Below are 26,091 nucleotides of genomic sequence, written 5' to 3'. Positions count from 1 at the left end.
GCGGGCAAGCCCGCTCCCACAGGGATTGTGTATAACCTTGTGCGAGCATGGCTTGCCCGCGATGTTTTTGGATTGAGGAAATAATGATGCGCGTATGGATCGATGCCGACGCCTGCCCGAAGATGGCCAAGGAGTTGGTGGTGAAGTTCGCCCTCAAACGCCGCTTCGAGGTGGTGCTGGTGGCGGGGCAGCCGCAAAGCAAACCGGCGCTGGCCATCGTCAAGCTGATCGTGGTGCCGAGCGGCCCCGATGCGGCGGATGATTATCTGGTGGAACATGCGGTGCCGGGCGAACTGGTGATCTGCAGCGACATCCCGCTGGCCGACCGGCTGGTGAAGAAGGGCGTTGCAGCGCTGGACCCGCGAGGCAAGGAGTTCGACGCGCAGAACATGGGGGAGCGGCTGGCGACACGCAATTTGTTCACCGATCTGCGTGAGCAGGGCCAGGTCAGTGGCGGCCCGGCGCCGTTCGGCGACCGGGAGAAACAGGCGTTCGCCAATGCGCTGGACCGGATCCTGACGCGGCTGGCGCGTCAATCCTGAGTCTTTGATCGTTCCCACGCTCTACGTGGGAACGATCACAGTCGCCAATCAGGCGTCGTTTTCGTGGGTCAGTTCAAGCACGCGATCCACTAACTTGTTGATCCCCGAAGCCGCTTCACTGATCGATTGCGCCAGCATGTAAGCCGGGGTGGTCACCAGTTTGCGCGCCTTGTCTTCGATGATGTCGGTCACGGCGCAGTCTTCGTGGGTGGCGCCCATCTTGCCGATCGCCGTGGCGGTGTCGGCATCGTTGCCGATGGTGCAGGTCACGCCCGGGCCGTAGATCTTGGCGGCCAGCGCCGGCGAAATGCACATCAGGCCCACCGGTTTACCCGCTTCGGCAAAAGCCTCGGTCAGCGCCAGTACGTCTGGCTGTACGCAGCAGCCCGCGCCTTCGACGGCAAAGTTCGACAGGTTCTTCGCTGCGCCAAAACCGCCAGGCACGATCAGCGCGTCAAAGTCATCGACATCGGCTTCACGGACGTCCTTGACGTTGCCCCGGGCGATGCGTGCCGACTCCACCAGCACGTTGCGCGACTCGGGCATTTCTTTGCCGGTGAGGTGATTGATCACATGCAATTGCGCGACGTCCGGGGCGAAGCACTGCACCTGGGCGCCACGCTGGTCGAGGCGCAACAGGGTGATGACGCTTTCGTGGATCTCGGCGCCGTCGTACACGCCGCAACCGGACAGGATCACTGCAACTTTTTTGCTCATGGGTTTCTCTCCAGATTCATGGCGCTAAATGTCCACTAATTTGTCGTTCGTTGCCATAGGGTCTAGTCGCGGCTACACCTAGGATCTATGCACACGGATCTCGATCAGGGCGCGTCATGAACTTCATTCTGTATGCGGTGCCGTTTTTCTTCGTATTGATCGTGGCCGAACTCATCGCCGACCGTTGGCGCGGGGTGAGCAACTATCGTCTGGCCGATGCGGTGAACAGCATCAGCACCGGGGTGCTGTCGACCACTACCGGCCTGTTGACCAAGGCTGTGGGTTTGGTGACCTATGCGTTTGCCCTGGAACATCTGGCGCTGCTCAGGTTGCCTGCGGACAGCATCTGGGTCTGGGTGTTTGCCTTTGTCTTCTATGACTTCTGCTACTACTGGCTGCACCGCATGGGCCATGAGCGGAACATTCTCTGGGCCGCTCATTCGGTGCATCACCAGAGTGAGGACTACAACCTTTCCACCGCCTTGCGTCAGACCAGCACCGGGTTTCTGCTGGGCTGGATCTTCTACCTGCCGATGGCCGTGCTCGGCGTACCGCTGCTGGTGTTTGTCAGTGTCGCGGCGTTGAATCTGCTGTACCAGTTCTGGGTTCACACCAAACACATTCCCAAACTCGGCTGGTTCGAGTGGTACTTCGTTACGCCGTCCAATCATCGGGCCCACCATGCACAGAACGCTCTCTACATGGATCGCAACTACGGCGGGGTGTTCATTATTTGGGATCGTCTGTTCGGTTCGTTCCAGGAAGAGGACGACAACGAACCGGTAATTTTCGGCGTGACCACGCCGCTGGCGAGCTGGAATCCGCTGTGGGCCAATATGCAGTTTTACGCGCAGCTGTGGGACGACGCGCGCCGTGCCGAGAGCAAATGGGACAAGCTGCGGATCTGGTTCATGCGCACGGGGTGGCGTCCAGCGGACGTGGCGGCGAAATACCCGATGAGCAAGCCGGACCTGAGCCGGTTCCGCAAATTCGAAGTGCCGCTGGGTGCCCGACAGCAGTGGTACGTGGTGCTGCAATTCGGTGTTTACGTGGCGCTGGGCAGTTATCTGATGAATCTGGAACGCAGCCTGTCGACCGGCGCCCTGGTTCTGGGCTGGAGTGCGGTGGCATTCGGTTTGTTTGTATTGGGCGTGGCCCTGGAGAATCGCCCGTGGGCGCTGAGGCTGGAACTGCTGCGGTTGGCGGCGAACCTGCCGCTGGTGTGGCTGGCGCTGCAGGTCGGGCTATGGCCGGCCGGCCCGCAAGTGTGGGTCGGCCTGCTCAGTTACTGCCTGCTCAGCGGCATCGGGCTGTATTGCTGTCGCCAGCGGTTTACTCGGCTGGCGTCTTAGGGTCGGCAGCCTTGGCCAGTTCGGCTTTATGCCGTTCGGCTTTGGCCAGTTGCTCGGCCTGTTCGTCCTCGTAGACCTTTTTCGCCAGCCGGGCATTCTTGAACCGGCGGCGCAGCCAAAGGCCGACGCCCAGCACCAGCAGTGCGCCGAGTACCCACAGCTCATATTTCTTGATGCTGCCGAGCATGCCTTCCAGGACCGCGCCGAAGTGGTATGCCGCCGCAGCCAAGGCAGTGGCCCAGATCGCTGCGCCAATCCCGTTCAGCAGCAGATAGCGTCCCGGCGGGTAGCCCGACAGGCCGATCGCCACCGGCATCACCGTGCGCAGGCCGTAAACGAAGCGGAAGCTCAGGACCCAGATGTCCGGGTGCTTGCGGATGTGCTCCAGCGCGCGGTCGCCCATCATTTGCCAGCGCGGTTTGCGCGCCAGCAACTTGCGCCCATGCTTGCGGCCCAGGAAGTACCACAGCTGATCGCCGGCATAGCTGCCGAAGAACGCCACGACCACCACCAGATTGATGTCCATGTATCCACGGAACGCGAGGAAGCCCGCGAGCACCAGGATGGTTTCGCCTTCGAAGAACGTGCCGAGAAACAGGGCAAAGTAGCCGAAGTCATGCAGAAATTGTTGGAGCATTGTCTGGGTGCTGGCGAAATGAACGCGCAGCCTAACCCTTCAGACACATTCAGGAAAGTGTCGAAATGTGTCTCGACGTGAACATTTCCTACAACGACAATGGAATGCGACTACCTGCCACAGGGGTGCACATAACTGTAATACGTTGGTCATAATGGCCATCTATAACTGTCACGCTCGCCCGTTTGCGCGGGCTCAGGAGTCTGCCGTGAGCTTTACCCCAGCCAACCGTCTGTTCCCTGCTACCCGCCTGCGTCGCAATCGCCGAGATGATTTTTCCCGGCGGCTGGTGCGTGAGAACGTGTTGACGGTCGATGACCTGATCCTGCCGGTGTTCGTGCTCGACGGTGAAAACCGCCGCGAAGCCGTGGCCTCGATGCCGGGTGTCGAGCGCCTGACCATCGACCTGCTGCTTGAAGAAGCCGCCAAATGGGTCGAGTTGGGGATTCCGGCGCTGGCGCTGTTCCCGGTCACGCCACCTGAACTCAAATCCCTCGATGCCGCCGAAGCGTGGAATCCCGAAGGTATCGCCCAGCGCGCCACCCGCGCCCTGCGTGATCGATTCCCCGAGCTTGGCGTGATCACCGACGTCGCCCTGGACCCGTTCACCACTCACGGTCAGGACGGCATTCTCGACGAAGACGGCTACGTGCAGAACGACATCACTGTCGATGCACTGGTCAAACAGGCGTTGTCTCATGCCGCCGCCGGTGCCCAGGTGGTTGCTCCGTCGGACATGATGGACGGTCGCATCCAGGCGATCCGTGAGGCGCTGGAGCTGGCCGGTCACGTCAACGTGCGGATCATGGCCTACTCGGCCAAGTACGCCAGCGCCTATTACGGCCCGTTCCGCGATGCCGTGGGGTCGGCCGCGAACCTGGGCAAGGCGAACAAGGCTTCCTATCAAATGGACCCGGCCAACAGCGACGAAGCGCTGCACGAAGTGGGCGCGGACTTGTCTGAAGGCGCGGACATGGTCATGGTCAAGCCCGGCATGCCGTACCTGGATATTTTGTTCCGGGTAAAAGATGCCTTCAAAGTGCCGACCTTCGTCTATCAGGTTAGCGGCGAATACGCCATGCACATGGCGGCGATCCAGAATGGCTGGTTGAGCGAAGGCGTGATCCTCGAATCCCTGACCGCCTTTAAACGTGCCGGCGCTGATGGCATCCTGACTTACTTTGCTGTCCGTGCCGCTCAATTGTTACGAGAGCAGAAATAGCCCTCCCAGGAACATTCGATGAATACCGAAGGACTCACTGAAGTTGCCGTAAAAGAAGCTCAACCCGTGGTCGAGCAGATTACCGAAACCCCGCCGGAACTGGAGCCTGCGCCACCCGCGCCGGCCACTGAACCCGCTGCGGCGGCCCCGGCGATCGCGATTCCCGGCCTGGATGACAGCAGCCTGTATATCCACCGGGAATTGTCGCAACTGCAGTTCAACATCCGCGTGCTGGAACAGGCGCTGGACGAGTCCTATCCATTGCTGGAGCGGCTGAAGTTCCTGCTGATCTTCTCCAGCAACCTCGACGAATTCTTCGAAATCCGCGTCGCCGGCCTCAAGAAGCAGATCACCTTCGCCCGTGAACAGGCCGGCGCCGACGGCCTGCAACCGCATCAGGCACTGGCCCGCATCAGCGAGCTGGTGCACGGCCATGTCGACCGCCAGTACGCGATCCTCAACGACATCCTGCTGCCGGAGCTGGAAAAGCATCAGGTCCGTTTCATCCGCCGGCGCAACTGGACGACCAAGCTCAAGACCTGGGTGCGCCGCTATTTCCGCGACGAGATCGCGCCGATCATCACCCCGATCGGCCTCGACCCGACGCACCCGTTCCCGTTGCTGGTGAACAAGAGTCTGAACTTCATCGTCGAGCTCGAAGGCATCGACGCCTTCGGTCGTGACTCCGGTCTGGCGATCATCCCGGCGCCGCGCCTGCTGCCACGGATCATCAAGGTGCCGGAAGAAGTCGGCGGGCCTGGCGACAACTATGTGTTCCTGTCGTCGATGATTCACGCTCACGCCGATGACCTGTTCCAGGGCATGAAGGTAAAAGGCTGCTACCAGTTCCGTCTGACCCGAAACGCTGACCTGGCGCTCGATTCCGAAGACGTCGAAGACCTGGCCCGCGCCCTGCGTGGCGAGTTGTTCTCGCGTCGTTACGGTGACGCCGTGCGCCTGGAAGTCGCCGACACCTGCCCGAAACACCTGTCGGACTACCTGCTCAAGCAGTTCAACCTGAGCGAGACCGAGCTGTATCAGGTCAACGGTCCGGTCAACCTGACGCGTCTGTTCAGCATCACCGGTCTGGACAGCCATCCGGAGCTGCAATACACGCCGTTCACGCCGCAGATCCCGAAACTGCTGCAAAACAGCGAGAACATTTTCAGCGTGATCAGCAAGCAGGACATCCTGCTGCTGCACCCGTTCGAGTCGTTCACCCCGGTGGTCGACCTGCTTCGCCAGGCCGCCAAAGACCCGCATGTTCTGGCCGTGCGCCAGACCCTGTACCGCTCCGGCGCCAACTCGGAAATCGTCGATGCGCTGGTGGACGCCGCGCGTAACGGCAAGGAAGTAACGGCGGTCATCGAGCTGCGTGCGCGCTTCGACGAAGAGTCCAACCTGCAACTGGCCAGCCGCCTGCAAGCGGCCGGTGCGGTAGTGATCTACGGCGTGGTCGGCTTCAAGACCCACGCCAAGATGATGCTGATCCTGCGCCGCGAGGCCGGCGAGATCGTGCGTTACGCGCACCTCGGCACCGGTAACTACCACGCCGGCAACGCCCGTCTGTACACCGACTACAGCCTCCTGACCTCCGACGACGCCTTGTGCGAAGACGTCGGCAAACTGTTCAGCCAGTTGATTGGCATGGGCAAGACGCTGCGCATGAAGAAACTGCTGCACGCGCCGTTCACCCTGAAGAAGGGCATGCTCGACATGATCCTGCGCGAGACGCAGTTCGCGCTCGACGGCAAGCCTGCGCACATCATCGCCAAGTTCAACTCGCTGACCGATCCGAAGATCATCCGCGCGCTGTACAAGGCCAGCCAGTCCGGCGTGCGCATCGATCTGGTGGTGCGCGGCATGTGCTGCCTGCGTCCGGGCATTGCCGGGGTTTCGCACAACATTCACGTGCGCTCGATCATCGGTCGCTTCCTTGAACACACCCGGGTGTTCTACTTCCTCAACGGTGGCGAGGAGCAGATGTTCCTCTCCAGCGCCGACTGGATGGAGCGCAACCTCGACAAACGCGTCGAGACTTGCTTCCCGGTGGAAGGCAAGAAGCTGCTGACCCGGGTCAAGAAAGAGCTGGAGTTGTACCTGACCGACAACACCCACAGCTGGAGCCTGCAGTCGGATGGTCGTTACATCCGCAACACGCCGACCGGCAACCAGAACCCGCGCAGTGCGCAGGCGACGTTGCTGGAGCGGTTGGGTAGCCCGATTTTGCCGGTCAGCAGCTAAGCGCTTAAAAGCACCCCCTCACCCTAACCCTCTCCCGGAGGGAGAGGGGACTGACCGAGGTGTCTCGCGCTATACATCGACCTGAGAAATCGAGTCGAACTCAGGTCTAGAAAAGCATGAAGGTCGGCTCCCTTTCCCCCTCGCCCCCCCTTGGGGGAGAGGGTTGGGGTGAGGGGGATCGATGTAAGTACACCACCTGAATCCAGCCGAGCACCCAATAAAAAGGCGATCCCGAAGGATCGCCTTTTTTGCACCTGCCCGTTACTCAACGCACGGTCAGAACAACCCCCACCCGCGTCAGCCACTCGGCCTCAAGGCCAAAGTCGGCTTGGGTCAGCTGATTCTCATCCAGCCAGTTCTCCGGGAATTCCACATCGAGGTTGTCGCCATTGGCATGCAACGCCACCTGCGGCATGGTCTGGGTGCCGCGAATGTGGTGGAACAGGATCGCAAAGCGCAGCAGCACGCACAGGCGGATCAGCTTGTCGCCGTCGTCGCCGAACTCGGCAAACTTGTCCTTGGGGATGTTGCGGCGGTGGCCGCGCACCAGCAGGGCGAGCATTTGCTGGTCTTCGCGGGAGAACCCGGCGAGGTCCGAGTGCTCGATCAGGTAGGCGCCGTGCTTGTGGTAGTGATAGTGCGCGATGTCGAGCCCGACTTCGTGCACTTTCGCCGCCCAGCCCAGTAGTTCGCGCCAGATGCCGTCGTCCAGTTCCCAGTCCTCGGCGATCTGATCGAAAGCATGCAGGGCTTTGCGCTCCACGCGTGCGGCCTGTTCCAGGTCTACGTGGTAGCGCTCCATCAGCGAGGTCAGGGTGCGTTCGCGCACGTCTTCGTGATGATGGCGGCCGAGCAGGTCGTAGAGCACGCCCTCACGCAGCGCGCCTTCGCAGTGATCCATGCGCTGCAGTTCGAGGGCGTCGAAAATCGCTTCGAGAATCGCCAGACCGGCCGGGAAGATCGCCCGGCGGTCAGGCTTGATGCCTTCGAAATCGATCTTGTCGACATCGCCGAGCTTGAACAGGCGACGCTTGAGCCACGCCAGGCCTTCAGCGTTCACTTCACCGGTGCCGTGTCCGCCGGCCTTCAGCGCCAGGCCGATGGCACGGATGGTGCCCGAGGAGCCGATGGCTTCATCCCAGGTCAGGCGATGCAGGGCGTGTTCGATGCTCATGATTTCCAGCCGCGCCGCCGTGTAGGCCTGGGCGTAGCGGGCCGGGGTGATCTTGCCGTCCTTGAAATAGCGCTGGGTGAAACTCACGCAGCCCATTTGCAGGCTTTCACGCAACAGCGGCTCGAAGCGTTGCCCGATGATGAACTCGGTACTGCCGCCGCCGATGTCGGCGACCAGACGTTTGCCCGGGGTGTCGGCGAGGGTGTGGGACACACCGAGGTAGATCAGTCGCGCTTCTTCACGGCCGGAGATGACTTCCACTGGGTGGCCGAGGATTTCTTCGGCGCGGCGGATGAATTCGCCACGGTTGCGCGCCTCACGCAGAGCGTTGGTGCCGACGATCCGCACGGCGCCCAGCGGCATACCGTTGATCAGTTGGGCAAAACGCTTCAGGCAATCGAGCCCGCGTTGCATGGATTCTTCGTTGAGATGGCGCTCATCGTCGATGCCGGCGGCCAGTTGGACCTTCTCTCCGAGACGTTCGAGAATACGGATTTCGCCGTTCTGGGCCTTGGCCACGACCATGTGGAAGCTGTTGGAGCCCAGGTCGATCGCGGCGATCAGGGACAGATTCTTGGCTTGGGATTGCGGCATGGTCTGGGGGTCTCGGTCGATAACCTCGACATCGTGCCACGATCAAACGCTGCCGCCAACGCGCACGGTTCAAACCCTTGATTTAGCGCACTGACGGCCTGCTTTCAGCCTGCGACTTCCACGGTTCCGATGAAATTCGCCAGCTCCGGCGTCTGCGGATCGGCAAACAGCACCTTCGGATCCCCCACTTCGTGCACCTTGCCCTGGTGCATGAACACCAGTTTGTCCCCGACTTCCCGGGCGAAGCGCATTTCGTGGGTGACCATGATCAGCGTCATGCCTTCTTTGGCCAGTTGCCGGACCACGCTGAGCACTTCGTTGACCAACTCCGGGTCCAGCGCCGAGGTGATCTCGTCGCACAGCAGCACCTTGGGCGACATCGCCAGCGCCCGGGCAATCGCCACGCGTTGCTGCTGGCCGCCCGAGAGGCGCTCCGGGAAGGCGTCGAACTTTTCACCCAGACCCACACGTTCCAGCATCTGCCGCGCCAGTTCTGCAGCCTTGGCCTTGGGCACTTTCTGCACAACCTGCGGCGCGAGCATCACGTTTTCACCGACCGTCAGGTGTGGAAACAGGTTGAATTGCTGGAACACCATCCCGACTTTCTGCCGCAGGCTGCGCAGGTCGGCGCGGGCGGCGTCGAGGTATTCGCCGTCGACTTCAATCACGCCGTCGTTGATCGATTCCAGGCCGTTGAGGGTGCGCAGCAGGGTGGATTTGCCCGAGCCGCTGCGGCCGATGATCGCCACCACCTGGCCTTCCTCGACGCTCAGGTCGATGCCTTTGAGCACGTGGTGATCGCCGTAGTATTTATGCAGGGCGGAAATTCTAAGCAGAGGCATGCAGTCTCCTTTCCAGGTAGCGCGCACTGAGGGACAAAGGGAAACACAGGAGGAAATAGCCGGCGGCGACGAGGCCGTAGACCATGAACGGTTCGAAGGTGGCGTTGGCGAGCATGCCGCCGGTCTTGGTCAGCTCGGTGAAGCCGATGATCGAGGTCACGGCGGTGCCTTTGACCACTTGCACCGAGAAGCCCACGGTCGGCGCCACAGCAATGCGCAGCGCTTGCGGCAGGATCACGTAGCGCAGTTGCTCCAGCGGGTTGAGCGCCAGGCTTGACGAAGCTTCCCACTGACCATTGGGAATCGCCTCGACGCAACCGCGCCAGATCTCCGCCAGATAAGCGCTGGTGAATAGCGTCAGGGCAATCGCCGCCGCCATCCACGGCGAGATTTCGATCCCGGCCAGCGCCACGCCGAAGAACACCAGAAACAGCTGCATCAGCAGCGGTGTGCCCTGGAACAGTTCGATCCAGGTACGGGCGATGCTGCTGGGTAGCGGGTTTTTCGAGATGCGCATGATCAGGATCAGCAACCCGACGATCCCGCCGCCAATGAACGCCACCAGCGACAGCGCCAGTGTCCATTGCAGGCCGGTGAGCAGGTTGCGCAGGATGTCCCAGAAGGAGAAGTCACTCATTGGCTGCTCCTCGCACTGCTTTTCGACAGGTAGCGCCGACCGAGCCAGTTCAATAACTGTCGGATCAGCAGCGCCATGCACAGATAAATGAGGGTGGTCAGGGCGTAGGTTTCAAAGGCGCGGAAGTTGCGCGACTGAATAAAGTTGGCGGCGAAACTCAACTCTTCGGTGGCGATCTGCGAACACACTGCCGACCCGAGCATGACGATGATGATCTGGCTGCTCAGCGCCGGCCAGACCTTGCCCAGCGCCGGCAGCAGCACCACGTGGCGGAACGCTTCGAAGCGGCTCATTGCCAATGCCGCTGCGGCTTCCAGCTGCCCGCGCGGAATCGCCTGGATGCCGGCGCGGATGATCTCGGTCGAGTACGCGCCGAGGTTGATCACCATCGCCAGCACCGCCGCCTGCCATTCGGAAATCTGCACGCCGAGGGACGGCAGGCCGAAGAAGATGAAGAACAGCTGCACCAGAAACGGCGTGTTGCGGATCAACTCCACATAAACGCCGAAGATCGTCGAGAACGGGCGGATGTTCCACGCCCGCACCAGCGCCCCGACGATGCCCACGCCAACCCCGAGCAGCGCGCCGATGGCCGTCAGCTCAAGGGTGAACAGCGCTCCGCGCAGCAGCAGGTCGGTGTTTTCCACCACCGGCAAGAAATCGAACTGATAGGCCATGAAAATCTCCCGCGTCGCCGGTCAGAGATCGGCCGGCAGCGGCTCTTTGAGCCAGGTCTGCGCATTCTTTTCCAGCGCGCCGTCAGCCTTGGCGGTGGCCAGGATCTCGTTGACCTTGCCCAGCAGCGCCGGCTCGTTCTTGTTTACGCCGACGTAGACCGGCGAATCCTTGAGCTTCACCTTCAGCGCCGGCACTCGCTTCGGGCTCTTTTCGCTGATTGCGACCATCACCACGTTGCCGCTGGCGATCAGATCGACTTGGCCTGCGAGGTAGGCGGCGATGGTCGAGTTATTGTCTTCGAAGCGCTTGATGGTCACGCCTTCGGGGGCGACTTTGGTCAGTTCGATATCTTCGATGGCGCCACGGGTGACGCTGATGGTTTTGCCCTTGAGGTCGTCCAAGCTGCTGACGGTCGCGTCTGGCGGGCCGAATACGGCGAGGTAGAACGGTGCGTAGGCACGGGAGAAATCGATGACTTTCTCGCGTTCGGGATTTTTGCCGAGGCTGGAAATCACCAGGTCGACCTTGCCGGTGGTCAGGAACGGGATGCGGTTGGTGCTGTTGACCGGGGTCAGTTCAAGTTTGACCTTGAGCTGGTCGGCCAGCAGTTTCGCAGTGTCGATGTCCAGGCCGCGCGGCTTCATGTCCGGTCCGACCGAGCCAAATGGCGGGAAGTCCTGAGGCACGGCGACTTTCAAGGTGCCGCGTTTGACTACGTCGTCCAGACCGTCGGCATGGGCGGGGGCCTGGCTCAGCATCAGACCGGCAAACAGGGCGGCGAGGAGGGCGCTGTAACGCTTCGTCATGGACAATCTCCGGATCGGCGGGAAATGAATTCTGCGATCGGACAGAGCATGGGCCGTGCCAAGACAGCGGTTTAGCCCTGCAAAGCCACAGGTTTAGCGGGTTTTCTCGGTCTTACTGGTCTGAACAGTCAGGTTGCATTTCGCACTGCGATAGCGCATCGACGCGCGCCGCCGAACCCCGCTGGGGCATGACTTGCCTGACGCCTCGAATAGCTTTACAACTGGCCGCACCTTGGCCTGGTCCGACTGGAAAACCATGAACTCGATCTCCCGCGCCGTACCCGAAGTGGCGCTGCAAGCGATCCGCAAACTGATTACCGAGCAGGGTTTCGGCCCCGGTGATGCGCTGCCCTCGCAGCGGGATCTGGCGGTGCAGCTGGGGGTCAGCCGGGCATCGTTGCGCGAAGCGTTGTCGTCATTGAGTGCGCTGGGGGTGGTCAGCATCCAGCCGGGCAAGGGTGTATTCGTGCAGTCGCCGGTGGAGCTGCCGCGGGGGGAGGGTGCGCCGGCCTGGCCGTTTGCAGCCCAGGCCTCGCCGCTGGAGATCTTTCAGTTGCGCTATGCGCTGGAAGGGTTCGCTGCCGGATTGGCGGCGGTGACGCTGAGCACGTTCGATCTGGACGAACTGGAAGACAACGTCGCCGCCATGCGCGAACAGCTGCGTGCCGGCGACTTCGAGGCCGCGGCGAAACTGGATTTCGAATTCCACCGGCGAATCCTGCGGGCCAGTGGCAATCAGGCGATGCTGAGCATCCTCACCGCCAGCGCCGACATCTTTCTGGAGAGTCAGAAGCTACCGTTCATCCGCGCCGAGCGGGCCATGGAAACCTGGCAGGAACACCGCAAGATCCTCCGCGCCCTGGCGCGCCGGGCCTCCGCTGCCGCCCAGAAAGCCATGCAGGAGCACGTGCGCAACGCGGCGCTGCGCACCGGAATTGCCTTCATCGCCCCCGCCAGCGCGTGACTTGAGCTATACCCAAACTCATCGAGTGCCATAGCAAGACTCAATCATCTGCGGCTTCCTGAACAAGGGAAGGGCGGCTATGATGGGCCACGTTTTTTTGCTTACAACCTGGAGAATTCCATGAGCAGCGATCTGATCAAACACGTTAGCGACGCTAGCTTCGAAGCCGACGTACTCAAGGCCGAAGGCGCTGTCCTGGTCGACTACTGGGCTGAATGGTGCGGCCCTTGCAAAATGATCGCTCCGGTTCTGGACGAGATTGCAGAGACTTACAAAGGCAAGCTGACCGTTGCCAAGCTGAACATCGACGAAAACCAGGAAACCCCGGCCAAGCACGGCGTACGTGGTATCCCGACCCTGATGCTGTTCAAGAACGGCAACGTGGAAGCGACCAAGGTCGGCGCTCTGTCGAAGTCGCAACTGGCTGCTTTCCTCGACGCCAACATCTAAGCGTCGCGGTAAAGACTGTCCTCAAAAAGCCCCGCAAATCGCGGGGCTTTTTGCGTATTCAGGGCTAGACGCTCCGAAACTCAGGTGGTACATTCGGCCCCGCACTGGTTTCTCCACTGCCCCCTGCTAGCCGTCGCCGACGCACTCCTTTTCGAACAAGTACGCGATCCTGTCGCCTTCTCTGCGGCGCGGCCTCATTAAGCCAAAAGCTTAATTTCCCCCCCTCCATAAATGATTACGTCATTCCTATATGAATCTGACTGAACTCAAGCAAAAGCCGATTACCGAACTGCTCGAATTGGCCGAACAGATGGGCATAGAAAATATGGCCCGTTCGCGCAAGCAGGACGTGATTTTCTCCCTGCTGAAAAAGCACGCGAAAAGCGGTGAGGAAATCTCCGGTGATGGCGTGCTGGAGATTCTCCAGGACGGCTTCGGCTTCCTGCGCTCCGCTGACGCTTCCTACCTCGCCGGCCCTGACGACATCTACGTCTCGCCGAGCCAGATCCGCCGTTTCAACCTGCGCACCGGTGACACCATCGTTGGCAAGATCCGGCCACCGAAGGAAGGCGAGCGTTATTTCGCCCTGCTCAAGGTCGACACGATCAACTTCGATCGCCCGGAGAACGCGAAAAACAAGATTCTCTTCGAGAATCTGACCCCGCTGTTCCCGACCGTGCGCATGAAGATGGAAGCCGGCAACGGTTCCACCGAAGACCTGACCGGTCGTGTGATCGACCTGTGCGCCCCGATCGGCAAAGGCCAGCGCGGTCTGATCGTTGCACCGCCGAAAGCCGGTAAAACGATCATGCTGCAGAACATCGCAGCCAACATCGCTCGTAACAACCCTGAAGTTCACCTGATCGTGCTGTTGATCGACGAGCGTCCGGAAGAAGTGACCGAAATGCAGCGCACCGTGCGCGGCGAAGTGGTTGCCTCGACCTTCGACGAGCCGCCGACCCGTCACGTACAAGTGGCTGAAATGGTGATCGAGAAGGCCAAGCGCCTAGTCGAGCACAAGAAGGACGTGGTGATCCTGCTCGACTCCATCACCCGTCTGGCCCGTGCCTACAACACCGTGATCCCGAGCTCCGGCAAGGTGCTGACCGGTGGTGTCGATGCCCACGCCCTGGAGAAACCGAAGCGTTTCTTCGGTGCCGCGCGGAACATCGAAGAAGGCGGCTCGCTGACCATTATCGCCACCGCGCTGGTTGAAACCGGCTCGAAGATGGACGAAGTGATCTACGAAGAGTTCAAGGGTACCGGCAACATGGAACTGCCTCTGGATCGCAAGATCGCCGAGAAGCGTGTGTTCCCGGCCATCAACATCAACCGCTCCGGCACCCGCCGCGAAGAGTTGCTGACCGCCGACGACGAACTGCAGCGCATGTGGATCCTGCGCAAGCTGCTGCACCCGATGGACGAAGTGGCTGCCATCGAGTTCCTGGTCGACAAGCTGAAAACGACCAAGACCAACGACGAGTTCTTCCTGTCGATGAAGCGCAAGTAACATCGTCGGATGAGTCCGAAAAATGGCGTCCCTCAGGGGGCGCCATTTTTTTTGCCTGTTTTTTGTCTGAACGATGGGAGGTTTGCGATCTGGTAAGGTCAGTGAGTTGGCAAAACAATAAGCAGCGATTGAGGCTGTACAAAAAACAACCACATGATTGGCATTAAAGATTTATGAGCACACTCGCTTATCGAAGGGATATCGACGGCTTGCGCGCAGTCGCGGTGATTGCCGTGGTGCTGTTCCATTTCGGCGTCCCGGGGTTCACCGGCGGATTTGTCGGCGTGGACGTGTTTTTCGTGATTTCCGGTTACCTGATCACCTCGATCATCTGGAACCAGCGCCAGGCCGGGCGTTTCAGTTTCATCGATTTCTGGGCCCGACGTGCCCGGCGGATCCTGCCCGCGCTTTTCGCGATGATCGTTGCGGTGCTGGCGGTTGGCTGGTTCCTGCTGGCGCCCAAGGATTACGAAGAGCTGGGACGCTCGGTGCGCTACCAGGTGACCTTTGTCTCGAACATCCTGTTCATGCGCCAGGATGGCTATTTCGACGTCGCCTCTGATCTCAAACCACTGCTGCACACTTGGTCGCTGGCGGTGGAGGAGCAGTTCTACATTCTCTTCCCGCTGGTGCTGACCTTGCTGTCGAGCCGTCTGAAACACTGGCGGCTGGCGTTGTTCGGCGTGTTGCTGCTGTCCTTCGGGCTGAGCGTGTGGGCAGTCAATCATCACCCGGAAAAAGCTTTCTTCCTGTTGCCGATGCGGGCGTGGGAGCTGCTGGCCGGTGCGATGCTCGCCGTGGCGCCCCGGCATTCGTGGCGGCTCAAGCCGACGGCGGCGCAGTGGCTGAGCATTTTCGGCATGGCGCTGATCCTGCTGGCGGTGTTCTGCTATGACAAAAGCACGCCATTCCCCGGTGTTGCTGCGCTGCTGCCGGTGTTGGGTGTGGTGGCGCTGATCCTGGCCAACGGTCATAGAGAGACGCTGATTGGTCAATTCTTGAGCAGTCGGGTGATGGTCGGCCTCGGCCTGATTTCCTATTCCTGGTACTTGTGGCATTGGCCGGTGTTTGTGTTTTCCAGCTATGCCAGTGTCGAAGAGCCGGGGGCGCTGGATATCGCGGGTCTGATCCTGCTGACGCTGGTGCTGGGTTATCTGTCGTGGAAGTTCGTCGAGACGCCATTTCGTGAGCGTCGTGTGCTCGCCGGACGCCGGCAGGTTCTGTTGGCCGGTTTCTGCGGCATTCTGGTGCTCGGTTTGGCGGGCCAATCCCTGCGCTGGACTGACGGGTTGCCGTGGCGCCTGTCCGAGCAGGCGCTGCAATATGCCAAGGGCCGCGAATGGCGCCCGGAACTGATGGCGTGCCTGGCGGATGACAAGACGCCGGACGACAAACTGTTCTGTCATTACGGCGTGGCAAACCTGCCAAGTCAGGCGATGGTCTGGGGTGACAGCCACGCCACAGCGTTGATCCCGGTGTTCGATGATGGCGCGAAAGCGCACAACGTCAGCGTAATCCTCGCCAGCTCTCCCGGTTGCATCCCGGTTGACGGGCTGGAGCATGACGGCGTCTGTGCGCGTTTCAATCGGCGGGTCGAGCAGGGCTTGAATGCGCAGCGCGTCAGCGATGTGGTGCTGGTCGCGCGCTGGAGCCTTTATCTGTATGGCGATGCCAAAGGTGACCTCGGCCATGTGCTTAGAACCCCCGACGGGAAATATGACCGCGCCGAAGCCGAACAGCGTCTATCGGATGGCTTGCGCGCACGGGTTGCACAGTTGCGCGCCGGCGGGCATCGGGTCTGGCTGGTGAAAGAGGCGCCGTTGCAGCCATTCAGTCCGCCGTACCGCCTCACGCGTCTGGCGATGCTCGATCATCCGGTGGAAGGTGTCGGTCTGGCCGTTGGCGAGCATCACAAGCGCCAGGCATTCATCAGCCAGTTGTTCGCTCAATTGGCAAAAGACCCGGCGGTGCGGGTAGTCGACCCGGCGCCACGGCTGTGTGATGAAAGTGGTCTGTGCCGCACGGAGCTTGATGGCTATTCCCTTTACACCGATGACAATCACCTTTCAGAAGTCGGCGCCCGTTTCGTGGCACCGATCCTTGAACCGTTGTTTGTCGGTCTGCAAGCCGGGAAAAAACTCGCGAAAGGTCAGGTGAATGCAGCCAAGTAAGCAGTGACGGGCTGCCAGCGACCGGCATAGCAGGTAGGATGTACGCCTATTTTGAGGGTGCCATCGTCAATGAAATTCAAGGATCTTCGGGATTTCGTGCAGCAGCTTGAGCAGCGCGGAGAGTTGAAACGCATCCAGATTCCCGTCTCGCCGGTGCTGGAAATGACCGAAGTGTGCGACCGCACACTGCGGGCCAAAGGCCCGGCGCTGCTGTTCGAGAAACCGACCGGTTACGACATTCCGGTGCTCGGCAACCTGTTCGGCACGCCCGAGCGGGTGGCCATGGGCATGGGCGCCGAGTCGGTCAGCGAGCTGCGCGAAATCGGCAAGCTGCTGGCGTTCCTCAAGGAGCCGGAGCCGCCGAAGGGCTTGAAAGATGCGTGGTCGAAGCTGCCGATCTTTCGCAAGATCATCGCGATGGCACCGAAAGTCGTCAAAGACGCGCCGTGTCAGGAAGTGGTCATCGAAGGCGATGACGTTGATCTGGCAATGCTGCCGGTGCAGACCTGCTGGCCGGGCGACGTGGCGCCGCTGATCACCTGGGGCCTGACCGTCACCAAAGGCCCGAACAAGGATCGGCAGAACCTCGGCATCTACCGTCAGCAAGTGATCGGCCGCAACAAAGTCATCATGCGCTGGCTCAGTCACCGTGGCGGCGCGCTGGATTTCCGTGAGTGGTGCGAGAAGCATCCGGGCCAGCCGTTCCCGGTGTCCGTGGCCCTCGGTGCGGACCCGGCGACCATTCTCGGCGCTGTCACCCCGGTGCCGGACAGCCTCTCCGAATACGCTTTCGCCGGCCTGCTGCGCGACAGCCGCACGGAGCTGGTGAAGTGCCGTGGCAACGACCTGCAAGTGCCGGCCACGGCCGAAATCATCCTTGAAGGCGTGATTCATCCGGGTGAGATGGCCGACGAAGGCCCGTACGGCGACCACACCGGTTACTACAACGAAGTCGACAGCTTCCCGGTGTTCACCGTCGAACGCATCACCCACCGGATCAAACCGATCTACCACAGCACTTACACTGGTCGTCCACCGGATGAACCGGCGATTCTCGGTGTTGCGTTGAACGAAGTGTTCGTGCCGATCCTGCAGAAGCAGTTCCCGGAGATCACCGACTTCTACCTGCCGCCGGAAGGCTGCTCGTACCGCATGGCCATTGTGACCATGAAGAAGTCGTATCCGGGCCATGCCAAGCGCGTGATGCTGGGTGTCTGGTCGTTTTTGCGACAGTTCATGTACACCAAGTTCGTTATCGTCACCGACGACGATATCAACGCGCGGGACTGGAACGACGTGATCTGGGCCATCACCACGCGCATGGACCCCAAGCGCGACACGGTGATGATCGACAACACGCCGATCGACTACCTCGACTTCGCCTCGCCGGTATCGGGGCTCGGCTCGAAGATGGGCCTGGACGCCACCCACAAGTGGCCGGGCGAAACCACTCGCGAGTGGGGCCGCGTCATCGTCAAGGATGATGCCGTCACCCAACGGATCGATGCCATCTGGAATCAGTTAGGAATAGATTGATGCGTGTAACCCTGCAGCCCTCCGGAGCGGTGCTTGAGATACGGCCCGGAGAGCGGATTCTCGATGGTGCGCGGCGCCTGGGCTACGAATGCCCGCAAAGCTGCCGCAACGGCAATTGTCACGTGTGCGCAGCGCTGCTGGTGGAAGGCCGGGTCGAACAGGCCGGCAAGGTGCATGACCACGGCGAGTTCTACACTTGTATAGCGCAGCCGCTGGAAGACTGCATCCTGCTGTGGGATGGCGTGCTCGCGTTGGGAGAACTGCCGGTGCGCAGCCTGTCGTGTCAGGTCATCGAATGCCGGGACGTCGGTGGCGATACCTGGCGCGTTCGTCTGCGTGCTCCGGCGGGCAAGCCACCGCGTTATCACGCCGGTCAGTACCTGATGATCGAGCGCGAGAGCGGCGAGAAATCAGCCTTTTCCATGGCCTCGGCGCCCCACGGCGGGCGAGACCTGGAAATCCATGTTCTGGCGCGCGAAGCCAGTGCCCTGAGCTTGATCGAACAATTGCAGCGCAATTCGCTGGTACGGGTCGAACTGCCGTTCGGCGACACCCATCTCGCAGAATTGCCGGACGGGCCGCTGGTGCTGATTGCCGCCGGCACCGGCATGGGCCAGATTCACAGCCTGATCGAACATTGCCGGGCCAACGGCTTCAAGCATCCGGTGCATTTGTACTGGGGCGTGCGTCGTCCGGAAGATTTCTACGAAATCGAGCATTGGGACGAATGGCTGAAGCTGCCCAACCTGTTCCTGCACAAAGTCGTCAGCGACCAGTGCGGTTGGGAAGGACGCTGCGGGATGTTGCATGAGGCGGTGTGCGAGGATTTCCCGGATCTGAAACCCTTGCACGTCTATGCCAGTGGTTCGCCGGCGATGGTCTACGGCACGCTGGATGCGCTGGTGGAAGCCGGGATGGATGCCCACCAGATGCGCGCCGATGTGTTTGCATACGCGCCGCGCTCTTGAGCCGCGCGACTGAGTCGAGTGATCGGGCCCTCGGCTGAGCCGTCCTAGAACCGCACGCCCGTCGTGACCATGGCCGCGTTGGCGCCGAGAAAGACCAGCTCGGCGGCCAGCGGGCCATAATGGGTGCCGACCGACGGGATGATCACCGGTGCAACGCCGAAGTGATTGAGCGGAATCTTGTCCTTGTAGTCACCCCGATAACCCTGCAGCAATCCGCCCGTGAGTTTCACATACACCGGATAATCGGCACTGTCGAAGCGTTTGCCGGCATAGGCGTAATTGGAGCGCTGGCGAAACGAGTTACGGAAAGTTGCCCCGCCGAATACCCAGCCGGAAGCCTGATTGCGTTCGATGCCGATCAAGTCCTGATGATTATTGTGTTCGGGGTCGGGTGAGTAATGTTTGGTATAGACACTGGTTTGTGCATACCAGAAACCCTTGTCCTCTTGCGAATCAACGGCGGCCAGTGCCTGGCCGGTCTGAATCAATAACAATGCGGCCAAAAGTCTTGGTGTGTTCATCGTGCAGCCTCGGTTGAACGGGTTGGCTTGCGCCAGAGGAAAGCCGTTGTACGTAGGCGTTCAGCGACGGTAAATATGGAAAGTCCGAAATTTTAGTAGGAAAAATCCCGAGACTTCATGAACGAAACCTGAACGAAGCGAAGGCTTATCGTTATTTCATTCGGGTATTTAAGATATCTGCGCAATGGTATTAGGCTATATAAAACAGATAGGGCTGGCGGATAACCCCGAATTAGCGCTATCGAAGGTGTCATACATCCTTTAGCACTTTTCGTTTTACAGTTACTGCTATATGTTCTATCAAGCGAATAGTGCTTACATCTTGTAATACTTGCGGGGCCGAATACTTCCGTCATGACAGCCATTGAATCTGCTTTTCTGAATCTGGCTTACCCTCCGCGGCTCGACCTGGGGCCGCAGCTGACTCACGAACAACTTCTCGCTTCCATGCAATCGACCATGGCACGCCACAAGGGTGGGCCGGTGTGGTTGTTCGCGTACGGTTCGCTGATCTGGCGGCCGGAATGTTCGGCAGTGGAGCGGGTGCGCGGGCGAGTGCATGGCTACCATCGCGGTTTGTACTTGTGGTCCCACGAACATCGCGGCACACCGGAAATGCCGGGGCTGGTGTTCGGTCTGGATCGCGGCGGCTCGTGCAGCGGCTTCGCCTATCGGTTGCCGGAAGACAACCTCGACAGTGCGCTGTATGCGCTGTGGAAACGCGAGATGCCGTTCCCGTCCTATCGGCCACACTGGCTCAACTGCCGTCTTGAAGATGGCAGTCAGGTACAGGCGCTGGGATTTGTATTGGAGCGACACCTGCCCAGCTATGCCGGCAATCTGCCGGATCATGTGCTGAGCCAGGTGTTCGAAAGCGCTTGCGGGCGTTACGGCACGACTCGCGATTATGTCGAGCAGACCGCTCACGCCCTGCGCAGCCACGCCATGCCAGACCGGAATCTGGAGGCGCGGCTCAAGCGCTGCAAGTCAAAAGCCGATCAGGCGACTGCTTCGCGGCTCTGACTGGCGACTTGCTTGTGCCACAGGGTCGGTGCCAGGAAGGCCATCGACAGCAGGCAAGCGCCCACCAGCAGCACGAAACCGCCATCCCAGCCGAAGTGGTCCACGGTGTAGCCCATCGCAGCACTGGCCGCGACCGAACCACCCAGATAGCCGAACAGGCCGGTGAAGCCCGCAGCAGTGCCGGCGGCTTTCTTCGGCGCCAGCTCCAGCGCCTGCAGACCGATCAGCATCACCGGGCCGTAGATCAGGAAACCGATCGAGAACAGCGCGATCATGTCGACGGTCGGGTTGCCGGCCGGGTTCAGCCAGTAAACCAGCGTTGCGACGGTCACCAATGCCATGAACACCATGCCGGTCAGGCCACGGTTGCCACGGAAGATCTTGTCCGACATCCAGCCGCACAGCAGCGTGCCCGGGATACCCGCCCACTCGTAGAAGAAGTAGGCCCACGAAGTCTTGTCGACGTCGAAGTGCTTGGCTTCCTTGAGGTAAGTCGGCGCCCAGTCCAGCACGCCGTAGCGCAGCAGGTAGACGAAGACGTTGGCCAGGGCGATGTACCAGAGCATTTTGTTGCGCAGCACGTACTTGACGAAGATTTCCTTGGCGCTGAATTCGTCTTCGTGGCTGGCGTCGTAGCCTTCCGGGTAATCGTTCTTGTACTGCTCGATCGGCGGCAGGCCGACCGATTGCGGGGTGTCGCGCATGGTGATGAAGGCAAACGCCGCCACTGCCAGGGCTACCGCCGCCGGCACATAGAATGCCGCGTGCCAGTCATTGAACAGGCCCATGCCGAGCAGGAACAGCGGGCCGATCAGACCTCCGCCGACGTTGTGCGCCACGTTCCACACGGACACCACGCCGCCACGCTCCTTCTGGGACCACCAGTGCACCATGGTCCGTCCGCTCGGCGGCCAGCCCATGCCCTGGGCCCAGCCGTTGATGAACAGCAGGATGAACATCATGGTCACGCTGGACGTTGCCCATGGCGCGAAACCGAAAATGAACATCACCCCCGCCGAGACCAGCAGGCCGAAGGTCAGGAAGTAGCGCGGGTTGGAGCGGTCCGAGACCAGGCCCATGAGGAACTTGGACAAGCCGTAGGCGATTGCGATGGCCGACATCGCCAGACCCAGTTCGCCACGGGTGTAACCCTCGTCGATCAGGTACGGCATGGCCAGGGAGAAGTTTTTGCGCAGCAGGTAGTAACCCGCGTAACCAAAGAAGATACCGGCGAAGATCTGCCAACGCAGGCGTCGGTAGGTACTGTCTATTTTTTCTTCAGGCAATGGAGCCTGATGTGCGGCAGGTCGAAAGAAAGCAAACATTCAAGAGCTCCAAATTTCTTGTTTTGACTGCGGATGCGAATGTTACAGTTTCGTTACCGAAAATAGCACCGGTTCGCATCGGCAAAACAGCGGAAAATGTTGGAAGTCGCACGTTCTTTTACGAACCTGTCGCTCTGCTGTAAGAACAGGGCGTTTTCACCACTTCTGAACATGGGGTGGCTTAGACTCGCGATCCGTCGACCGACTGTTCTGCAGAGATGAATGATGGCTTTGAAGGTTCGCATGCTGATGCGCCGATTATTGGCGGCGGGGGTGATCACCGTTGCGGTGCTGACATTGATATACGCTGATCATCCTGCGCAATCCGGTTTGCGCAATGCCACGGTATTGATCATCCGACATGCGGAAAAGCCGACTGAGGGAACGGTACTCAATGCCCGGGGTGAAGAAAGGGCCCGCGCCTACGTCGATTATTTCAATCCGCTGCAACTGGATGGCCAGACCCTGACCCCCGAACGGCTGATTGCGGCTGGTGACAGCCCGGTGAGCTCCCGCTCGCGTCTGACCCTGACTCCGCTAGCCGAACGTCTGAATTTGTCTGTCGAACAGCCTTACATCAATGGCGATGCCCACGAACTGGTCAAGTTGCTGCGCAAAAGCAATCAGGCGCGGACGATCCTGATCGCCTGGCATCACGGCCATATCAACCACCTGATACAAGCGTTCGGCGGCGACAGCACGGCCCTGATGGGCCAGAAAAAATGGCCGGACGAAGTTTATGACTGGCTGATCGTTCTGCGCTTTGACGACAAGGGCCAGATCATCAAGGCCAGTAGCCGGAAGGTTCAGGAACATCTGTTGCCGGGCGATGCTGTGGACGACAGTCGGAGAGAGTAGTCCGTCAGAAAAGTTACCTGCGAACGTTCACGCAGTGTTTTCGTCCGATTTCCCGTCGTAGCTTAGGCAATGTCCTGCATCCAAAACAGACGTTGCGCCATTCAGTTGAAAGCCATTGCTCCGTAGTCTTTGTGCTGTTGCCGATTCGGCATTTCAGCTTGAAGGGGTGGGTCATGCGGTGGTTTTTTGCTCTGTTTCTACTGGCGTTCGTTGGTGCTGTAGAAGCAGCAGAGGTGTTGTTGATCCCCGACAATAATCCAGGACCTGTTTATCCTCGAGAACTTGCCAAGGCGGGGGTTATGGGTGAGGTGCGCGTCCGCTTCACCGCCAATGCAGATGGCTCGGTGAGTGACATCGGCATTCTGGAAAGTGAGCATCCTGATTTTTCCGCAGCGGTCACTGATGCCCTGCGGCAATGGCGATTCAGGCCATGGACGGTAGAGGACGGCAAGCCCGCAGAACTGGAAGTGATCGCCCCCATGGTTTTTCGACTGGATATTGATTCACCGATCCACGCAAACCAATGGCTGCGCAGAGTGCGATGTGTCGATCTCCACCAATACGCCATTCGCCGTCCGGTTTCTTCTTGGGTTCACTTGCCGGTCTTTCATTACACGCGGGCGTATTTATCCAGCGTGGTTTATACAGCTCAGCTTTCGGACGAGCGTCGACTGGGCTTGATTGCCAAACTCAATGAGCGTGCCCGTTACATTATTGATCGCTGTGGAAAAAGCCCGAATAGTCGGTATGTGAATTTGTTGCCGGAGGATATTCGCGAATTGCTTTAGTAAAAAGCCAGACAGTGTCGCTGTAGGTGTGACACTGTCTGGCTGATGAATTATTCAGCTTTGAACCCAGGCTTGCCGTTTGCTTGGCGCCACTCTTTGATTTCTTCTAAAACTCCTTCTGGACTGTCCTCTCTACCATTGATCGGGCGAGTAAGCACGAGTCGTTTTCGAGGGTGCTCTGTAATCTCTTCAAAGTGTCGCATTAGATTGCTCGTGTAATTTCCTAATGCGTCTCCGGTTAAACCGTTCGTATCCTCAAAAAACTCTGTTATGAATAGTAGAAATTCAGCTTCCGTATAGTCTTCCAGTCGCGCTTTGAGTTTCATTGTTGATTGCCTTTTTTATGTAATTCTATATGCGCTTGGGGAGTCAGAATTGACAGGTTTTCAACATCGTACACAGCGCCCCCGTCCGCTATTCTTTGTTTATGATGAATTTCGTATTTATCTCTTCTACCGACATTGTCACTAGGATCAGAATTAGGGGCTGAACCTCCACGCATTTGCTTTAAGTCAACTCTACCAAACTGTTCGCTTAATAACTCATCAGATGCGACGGCCTTCCAGAATTTTTCGCGAAATCTATCAAAATTTCTGAAGTCCTGATTTCTTAGTTGATCCGCAATCTGTGCAGGGACTGGTGCGCCACTTGATTCTCTCGCGCCACCCAACCAATTTTCGCCGACCTCTTGCCCCTTGCCTTTAGCCGTCCCCGGCTCATACCGAGGGCCGCCACGCGTGGCCATCATGTAAATGGATTCGATTCCCGACTCGATGGGAAACGTCAGGATGTAGTCATCAGGGTCGTCTATTTCACAGGCAGGGTGCTCGTCTAGCCGGCCTTCAATCTGGGTAACGCGGGCTCCGGGATAAATTCTGGTTCCAGAATCGGTTGCGGGCAATTCAGTGGTGTCGGGAATGTCGTCTCCAGGAGGCGTCTTGGGCGTCCAGGTCAACGTGATCGGGAACAATCCCTCGGTCGTGAAGGTGTAGAGATTGTCCGAGCGATTAAACTTTGCTTGCCTGACTCTGACCGTTTGACCTGGATCGGCTGAACGTAAATAGAGCTGCGTGTGCTCTCCCTTAACCGACGATACCGCGCGGGCAGGGAGCCAGTTGGCCTCGGCCGATCCAGGAAGTGCTACATGCTCATCGTTCTGGGCGAGTTGTGATAACGGGATCGTAAGAATCAACGGGCTGCGCTGCAGTTCGCCATTGCCGAGTGTCGGCGTATAAAAAACTGAAGCTAGAAACGTACTGACTGGCCCGGCGGATATTGCGCCGCGTAGGGCGCCGAGAGTGTCGAGCGCCTTGCCTAACGTAAGAGGCGAGCCTTCGAACCCCGCGATTAGTCCGTCAGAACTGACTACCAAGGGCCGAGCGGAGGTCATTACGCCGTCGAGGGTGGGCAGCTCGAGTTTTGTTATCGTGTTTTTCTGGCGTATTAACGTGCTGATTTCGTTTTGTAGGTTTTTTATCGTGCTCCAGCGTTTGCTCCGCCTTCGAAAATTGTAGAAGTCTTTGAATTCGCGCTCGGCTTTGGATGCTTCGACGTGTGCTAGATACAGTTTTCGATGCTTGTTCTTCATCCACCGAATTCTTTCGTCTATCGATTCCAGTTGGTTTGGTGTTAGCTCGCTTAGCAGCGTGTCAAACCGATTCGCAGCGTCAGACGCGGCTGTGTGCTTTCTCTTATGCTCAGCTTGTTTTTCTACTTCTCGTTGTCTCGCGAGCTCAGCTTCCGCTTCTGCTAGAGCGGCTCTATGTGCTGCGTCCCTGGCTGATTGCTCCGCAGCTGCTTTTGCGTGGGCAGCCCTGGCAATAGCCTCGGCTTGTAATTCGGCAAGCCGCTGGGCTGAGGCCTGTGCATAGGCCTGAGCTATTTGGAAGGACAGTGTATGGAGTCTGTCAGTGAGTTGCCTGATCTCCTCTGTATTTCTGTTTAGTGCATAAGCTGATGTGTATGAGTCTCTCCACCTATGCGGCACCTCTGCTGCAGGTACTCGCAAGTAGGCTTCGACAAGGTCCTGCTGAGTTCTTATTAGCGGGTCACCTCCATAAAAGGCATTGGCCCGCGTTTGATGCATGTTCCGCTCGGCAGACTTTTTATGTATCAAATGATTGATGGCAGCCTGTTGCCGAGTCAGTGTTTGTACAGGTGAAAGACCATGTGTACCGCCCATGCTCGAAGTCGCTGAGGTTATTTCCGATTGAAGGGTGTTAGGAAGTTGACCAAGCTTTACTTGGTGGTCATGTGCAATCTCTTGTTTACTCGCTTCGATATTTTGTACCGTATCTGAAATGAAGAGAGCTTCGTTGATTTCGGCAATGTCTTGCCGAGATAATTGAGTGAATAAGTCTGTGCCGGTTCGGCTTCTGTTTCTTGTTCTGCCAGTGCGGTCGTATCCACCACCTTCGGAGATTGGTGAGGAGGTAGGTGTCTTGTATGGATTAACTTCGGTTAAGCCTAAAGGTAATGGCTGGCCGGGGCGCCAGTCTTGATTGCTCATACAGTTACTCCTTGTGTCTGTAT

The 26,091-nt window shown here is 59.3% G+C and carries 24 protein-coding genes; 13 read left to right on the top strand and 11 right to left on the bottom strand.

Annotated features, from left to right (window positions below):
- Window positions 1-86 precede the first annotated feature (86 nt).
- Window positions 87-542, top strand: coding sequence for a YaiI/YqxD family protein (locus JJN09_RS18840; protein ID WP_085746828.1), 456 nt, complete (start codon window positions 87-89; stop codon window positions 540-542).
- A 48-nt stretch (window positions 543-590) separates the two neighbouring features.
- Here the strand turns inward: JJN09_RS18840 and elbB are convergent, their stop codons facing one another.
- Entirely contained in the window at window positions 591-1,259 is a 669-nt protein-coding gene (gene elbB, locus JJN09_RS18835) for an isoprenoid biosynthesis glyoxalase ElbB (protein ID WP_249483023.1), read from the bottom strand.
- A 116-nt stretch (window positions 1,260-1,375) separates the two neighbouring features.
- Between elbB and JJN09_RS18830 the strand changes: the two genes are divergently transcribed.
- On the top strand, window positions 1,376-2,611 hold the full coding sequence (locus JJN09_RS18830) for a sterol desaturase family protein (RefSeq protein WP_249483022.1): 1,236 nt from the start codon (window positions 1,376-1,378) through the stop codon (window positions 2,609-2,611).
- Here the strand turns inward: JJN09_RS18830 and JJN09_RS18825 are convergent.
- Complete coding sequence (locus JJN09_RS18825; protein WP_179693321.1) at window positions 2,592-3,248, bottom strand: DedA family protein; 657 nt, start codon at window positions 3,246-3,248, stop codon at window positions 2,592-2,594. The genes JJN09_RS18830 and JJN09_RS18825 overlap by 20 nt on opposite strands.
- 208 nt (window positions 3,249-3,456) lie before the next feature.
- Here JJN09_RS18825 and hemB point away from each other — a divergent pair, with 208 nt between their 5' ends.
- Entirely contained in the window at window positions 3,457-4,470 is a 1,014-nt protein-coding gene (hemB, locus tag JJN09_RS18820) for a porphobilinogen synthase (protein ID WP_249483021.1), read from the top strand.
- Window positions 4,471-4,488: 18 nt separating this feature from the next.
- The gene (gene ppk1 / locus JJN09_RS18815) at window positions 4,489-6,714 is read left to right on the top strand and encodes a polyphosphate kinase 1 (protein ID WP_249483020.1); all 2,226 of its coding nucleotides are present in this window, start codon (window positions 4,489-4,491) and stop codon (window positions 6,712-6,714) included.
- Window positions 6,715-6,979: 265 nt separating this feature from the next.
- Here ppk1 and ppx read toward each other — a convergent pair whose 3' ends face one another.
- The 5 genes from ppx to JJN09_RS18790 all read right to left on the bottom strand — a co-directional run bounded on the left by ppx (window position 6,980) and on the right by JJN09_RS18790 (window position 11,445).
- Entirely contained in the window at window positions 6,980-8,482 is a 1,503-nt protein-coding gene (ppx, locus tag JJN09_RS18810) for an exopolyphosphatase (protein ID WP_249483019.1), read from the bottom strand.
- Between the two features lie 104 nt (window positions 8,483-8,586).
- Window positions 8,587-9,324 carry an amino acid ABC transporter ATP-binding protein gene (locus JJN09_RS18805; protein ID WP_249483018.1) on the bottom strand — a complete coding sequence of 246 codons (738 nt, stop codon included), beginning with the start codon at window positions 9,322-9,324 and terminating at the stop codon, window positions 8,587-8,589.
- Window positions 9,311-9,961: an amino acid ABC transporter permease gene (locus JJN09_RS18800; protein WP_249483017.1), complete on the bottom strand. Its 651-nt coding sequence runs from the start codon at window positions 9,959-9,961 to the stop codon at window positions 9,311-9,313. Before JJN09_RS18800 ends, JJN09_RS18805 begins: the two co-directional genes overlap by 14 nt.
- Complete coding sequence (locus tag JJN09_RS18795) at window positions 9,958-10,638, bottom strand: amino acid ABC transporter permease (protein ID WP_085606035.1); 681 nt, start codon at window positions 10,636-10,638, stop codon at window positions 9,958-9,960. Before JJN09_RS18795 ends, JJN09_RS18800 begins: the two co-directional genes overlap by 4 nt.
- Window positions 10,639-10,659: 21 nt before the next feature.
- Window positions 10,660-11,445: a transporter substrate-binding domain-containing protein gene (locus JJN09_RS18790; protein ID WP_249483016.1), complete on the bottom strand. Its 786-nt coding sequence runs from the start codon at window positions 11,443-11,445 to the stop codon at window positions 10,660-10,662.
- A gap of 256 nt (window positions 11,446-11,701) precedes the next feature.
- On the opposite strand from JJN09_RS18790, the gene JJN09_RS18785 reads away from it, so the two are divergent.
- The 6 genes from JJN09_RS18785 to JJN09_RS18760 all read left to right on the top strand — a co-directional run bounded on the left by JJN09_RS18785 (window position 11,702) and on the right by JJN09_RS18760 (window position 19,044).
- Window positions 11,702-12,409, top strand: a complete 708-nt coding sequence (locus JJN09_RS18785) for a FadR/GntR family transcriptional regulator (RefSeq protein ID WP_096817395.1) — start codon at window positions 11,702-11,704, stop codon at window positions 12,407-12,409.
- Window positions 12,410-12,529: 120 nt separating this feature from the next.
- Complete coding sequence (trxA, locus tag JJN09_RS18780) at window positions 12,530-12,859, top strand: thioredoxin TrxA (RefSeq protein WP_003206727.1); 330 nt, start codon at window positions 12,530-12,532, stop codon at window positions 12,857-12,859.
- A 250-nt stretch (window positions 12,860-13,109) separates the two neighbouring features.
- Window positions 13,110-14,369, top strand: a complete 1,260-nt coding sequence (rho, locus tag JJN09_RS18775; RefSeq protein ID WP_003229334.1) for a transcription termination factor Rho — start codon at window positions 13,110-13,112, stop codon at window positions 14,367-14,369.
- Window positions 14,370-14,542: 173 nt separating this feature from the next.
- Window positions 14,543-16,540: an acyltransferase family protein gene (locus JJN09_RS18770; RefSeq protein WP_249483015.1), complete on the top strand. Its 1,998-nt coding sequence runs from the start codon at window positions 14,543-14,545 to the stop codon at window positions 16,538-16,540.
- 69 nt (window positions 16,541-16,609) lie between these two features.
- The gene (ubiD, locus tag JJN09_RS18765; protein ID WP_249483014.1) at window positions 16,610-18,076 is read left to right on the top strand and encodes a 4-hydroxy-3-polyprenylbenzoate decarboxylase; all 1,467 of its coding nucleotides are present in this window, start codon (window positions 16,610-16,612) and stop codon (window positions 18,074-18,076) included.
- Complete coding sequence (locus JJN09_RS18760; protein ID WP_249483013.1) at window positions 18,076-19,044, top strand: CDP-6-deoxy-delta-3,4-glucoseen reductase; 969 nt, start codon at window positions 18,076-18,078, stop codon at window positions 19,042-19,044. The genes ubiD and JJN09_RS18760 overlap by 1 nt, the downstream gene beginning before the upstream one ends.
- Before the next feature lie 44 nt (window positions 19,045-19,088).
- On the opposite strand, the gene JJN09_RS18755 is transcribed toward JJN09_RS18760, so the two are convergent.
- The gene (locus JJN09_RS18755) at window positions 19,089-19,565 is read right to left on the bottom strand and encodes a sn-glycerol-3-phosphate transporter (protein WP_249483012.1); all 477 of its coding nucleotides are present in this window, start codon (window positions 19,563-19,565) and stop codon (window positions 19,089-19,091) included.
- Between the two features lie 354 nt (window positions 19,566-19,919).
- On the opposite strand from JJN09_RS18755, the gene JJN09_RS18750 reads away from it, so the two are divergent.
- Complete coding sequence (locus JJN09_RS18750) at window positions 19,920-20,588, top strand: gamma-glutamylcyclotransferase (protein WP_085708964.1); 669 nt, start codon at window positions 19,920-19,922, stop codon at window positions 20,586-20,588.
- On the opposite strand, the gene glpT is transcribed toward JJN09_RS18750, so the two are convergent.
- The gene (glpT, locus tag JJN09_RS18745; protein WP_249483011.1) at window positions 20,564-21,913 is read right to left on the bottom strand and encodes a glycerol-3-phosphate transporter; all 1,350 of its coding nucleotides are present in this window, start codon (window positions 21,911-21,913) and stop codon (window positions 20,564-20,566) included. The genes JJN09_RS18750 and glpT overlap by 25 nt on opposite strands.
- 225 nt (window positions 21,914-22,138) lie before the next feature.
- Between glpT and JJN09_RS18740 the strand changes: the two genes are divergently transcribed.
- Together JJN09_RS18740 and JJN09_RS18735 are read left to right on the top strand one after the other, a co-directional pair.
- The gene (locus JJN09_RS18740) at window positions 22,139-22,771 is read left to right on the top strand and encodes a flagellar basal body-associated protein FliL (RefSeq protein WP_249483010.1); all 633 of its coding nucleotides are present in this window, start codon (window positions 22,139-22,141) and stop codon (window positions 22,769-22,771) included.
- A gap of 173 nt (window positions 22,772-22,944) precedes the next feature.
- Complete coding sequence (locus JJN09_RS18735; protein WP_249483009.1) at window positions 22,945-23,559, top strand: energy transducer TonB; 615 nt, start codon at window positions 22,945-22,947, stop codon at window positions 23,557-23,559.
- Window positions 23,560-23,609: 50 nt separating this feature from the next.
- On the opposite strand, the gene JJN09_RS18730 is transcribed toward JJN09_RS18735, so the two are convergent.
- Entirely contained in the window at window positions 23,610-23,885 is a 276-nt protein-coding gene (locus JJN09_RS18730; RefSeq protein WP_249483008.1) for a bacteriocin immunity protein, read from the bottom strand.
- Window positions 23,882-26,068: an S-type pyocin domain-containing protein gene (locus JJN09_RS18725; protein WP_249483007.1), complete on the bottom strand. Its 2,187-nt coding sequence runs from the start codon at window positions 26,066-26,068 to the stop codon at window positions 23,882-23,884. The genes JJN09_RS18730 and JJN09_RS18725 overlap by 4 nt, the downstream gene beginning before the upstream one ends.
- Window positions 26,069-26,091: the final 23 nt, after the last annotated feature.

The organism is Pseudomonas sp. HS6, assembly GCF_023375815.1.
Taxonomy (GTDB): Bacteria; Pseudomonadota; Gammaproteobacteria; order Pseudomonadales; family Pseudomonadaceae; genus Aquipseudomonas.
This window is presented reverse-complemented; position numbering and strand designations above follow the sequence as displayed.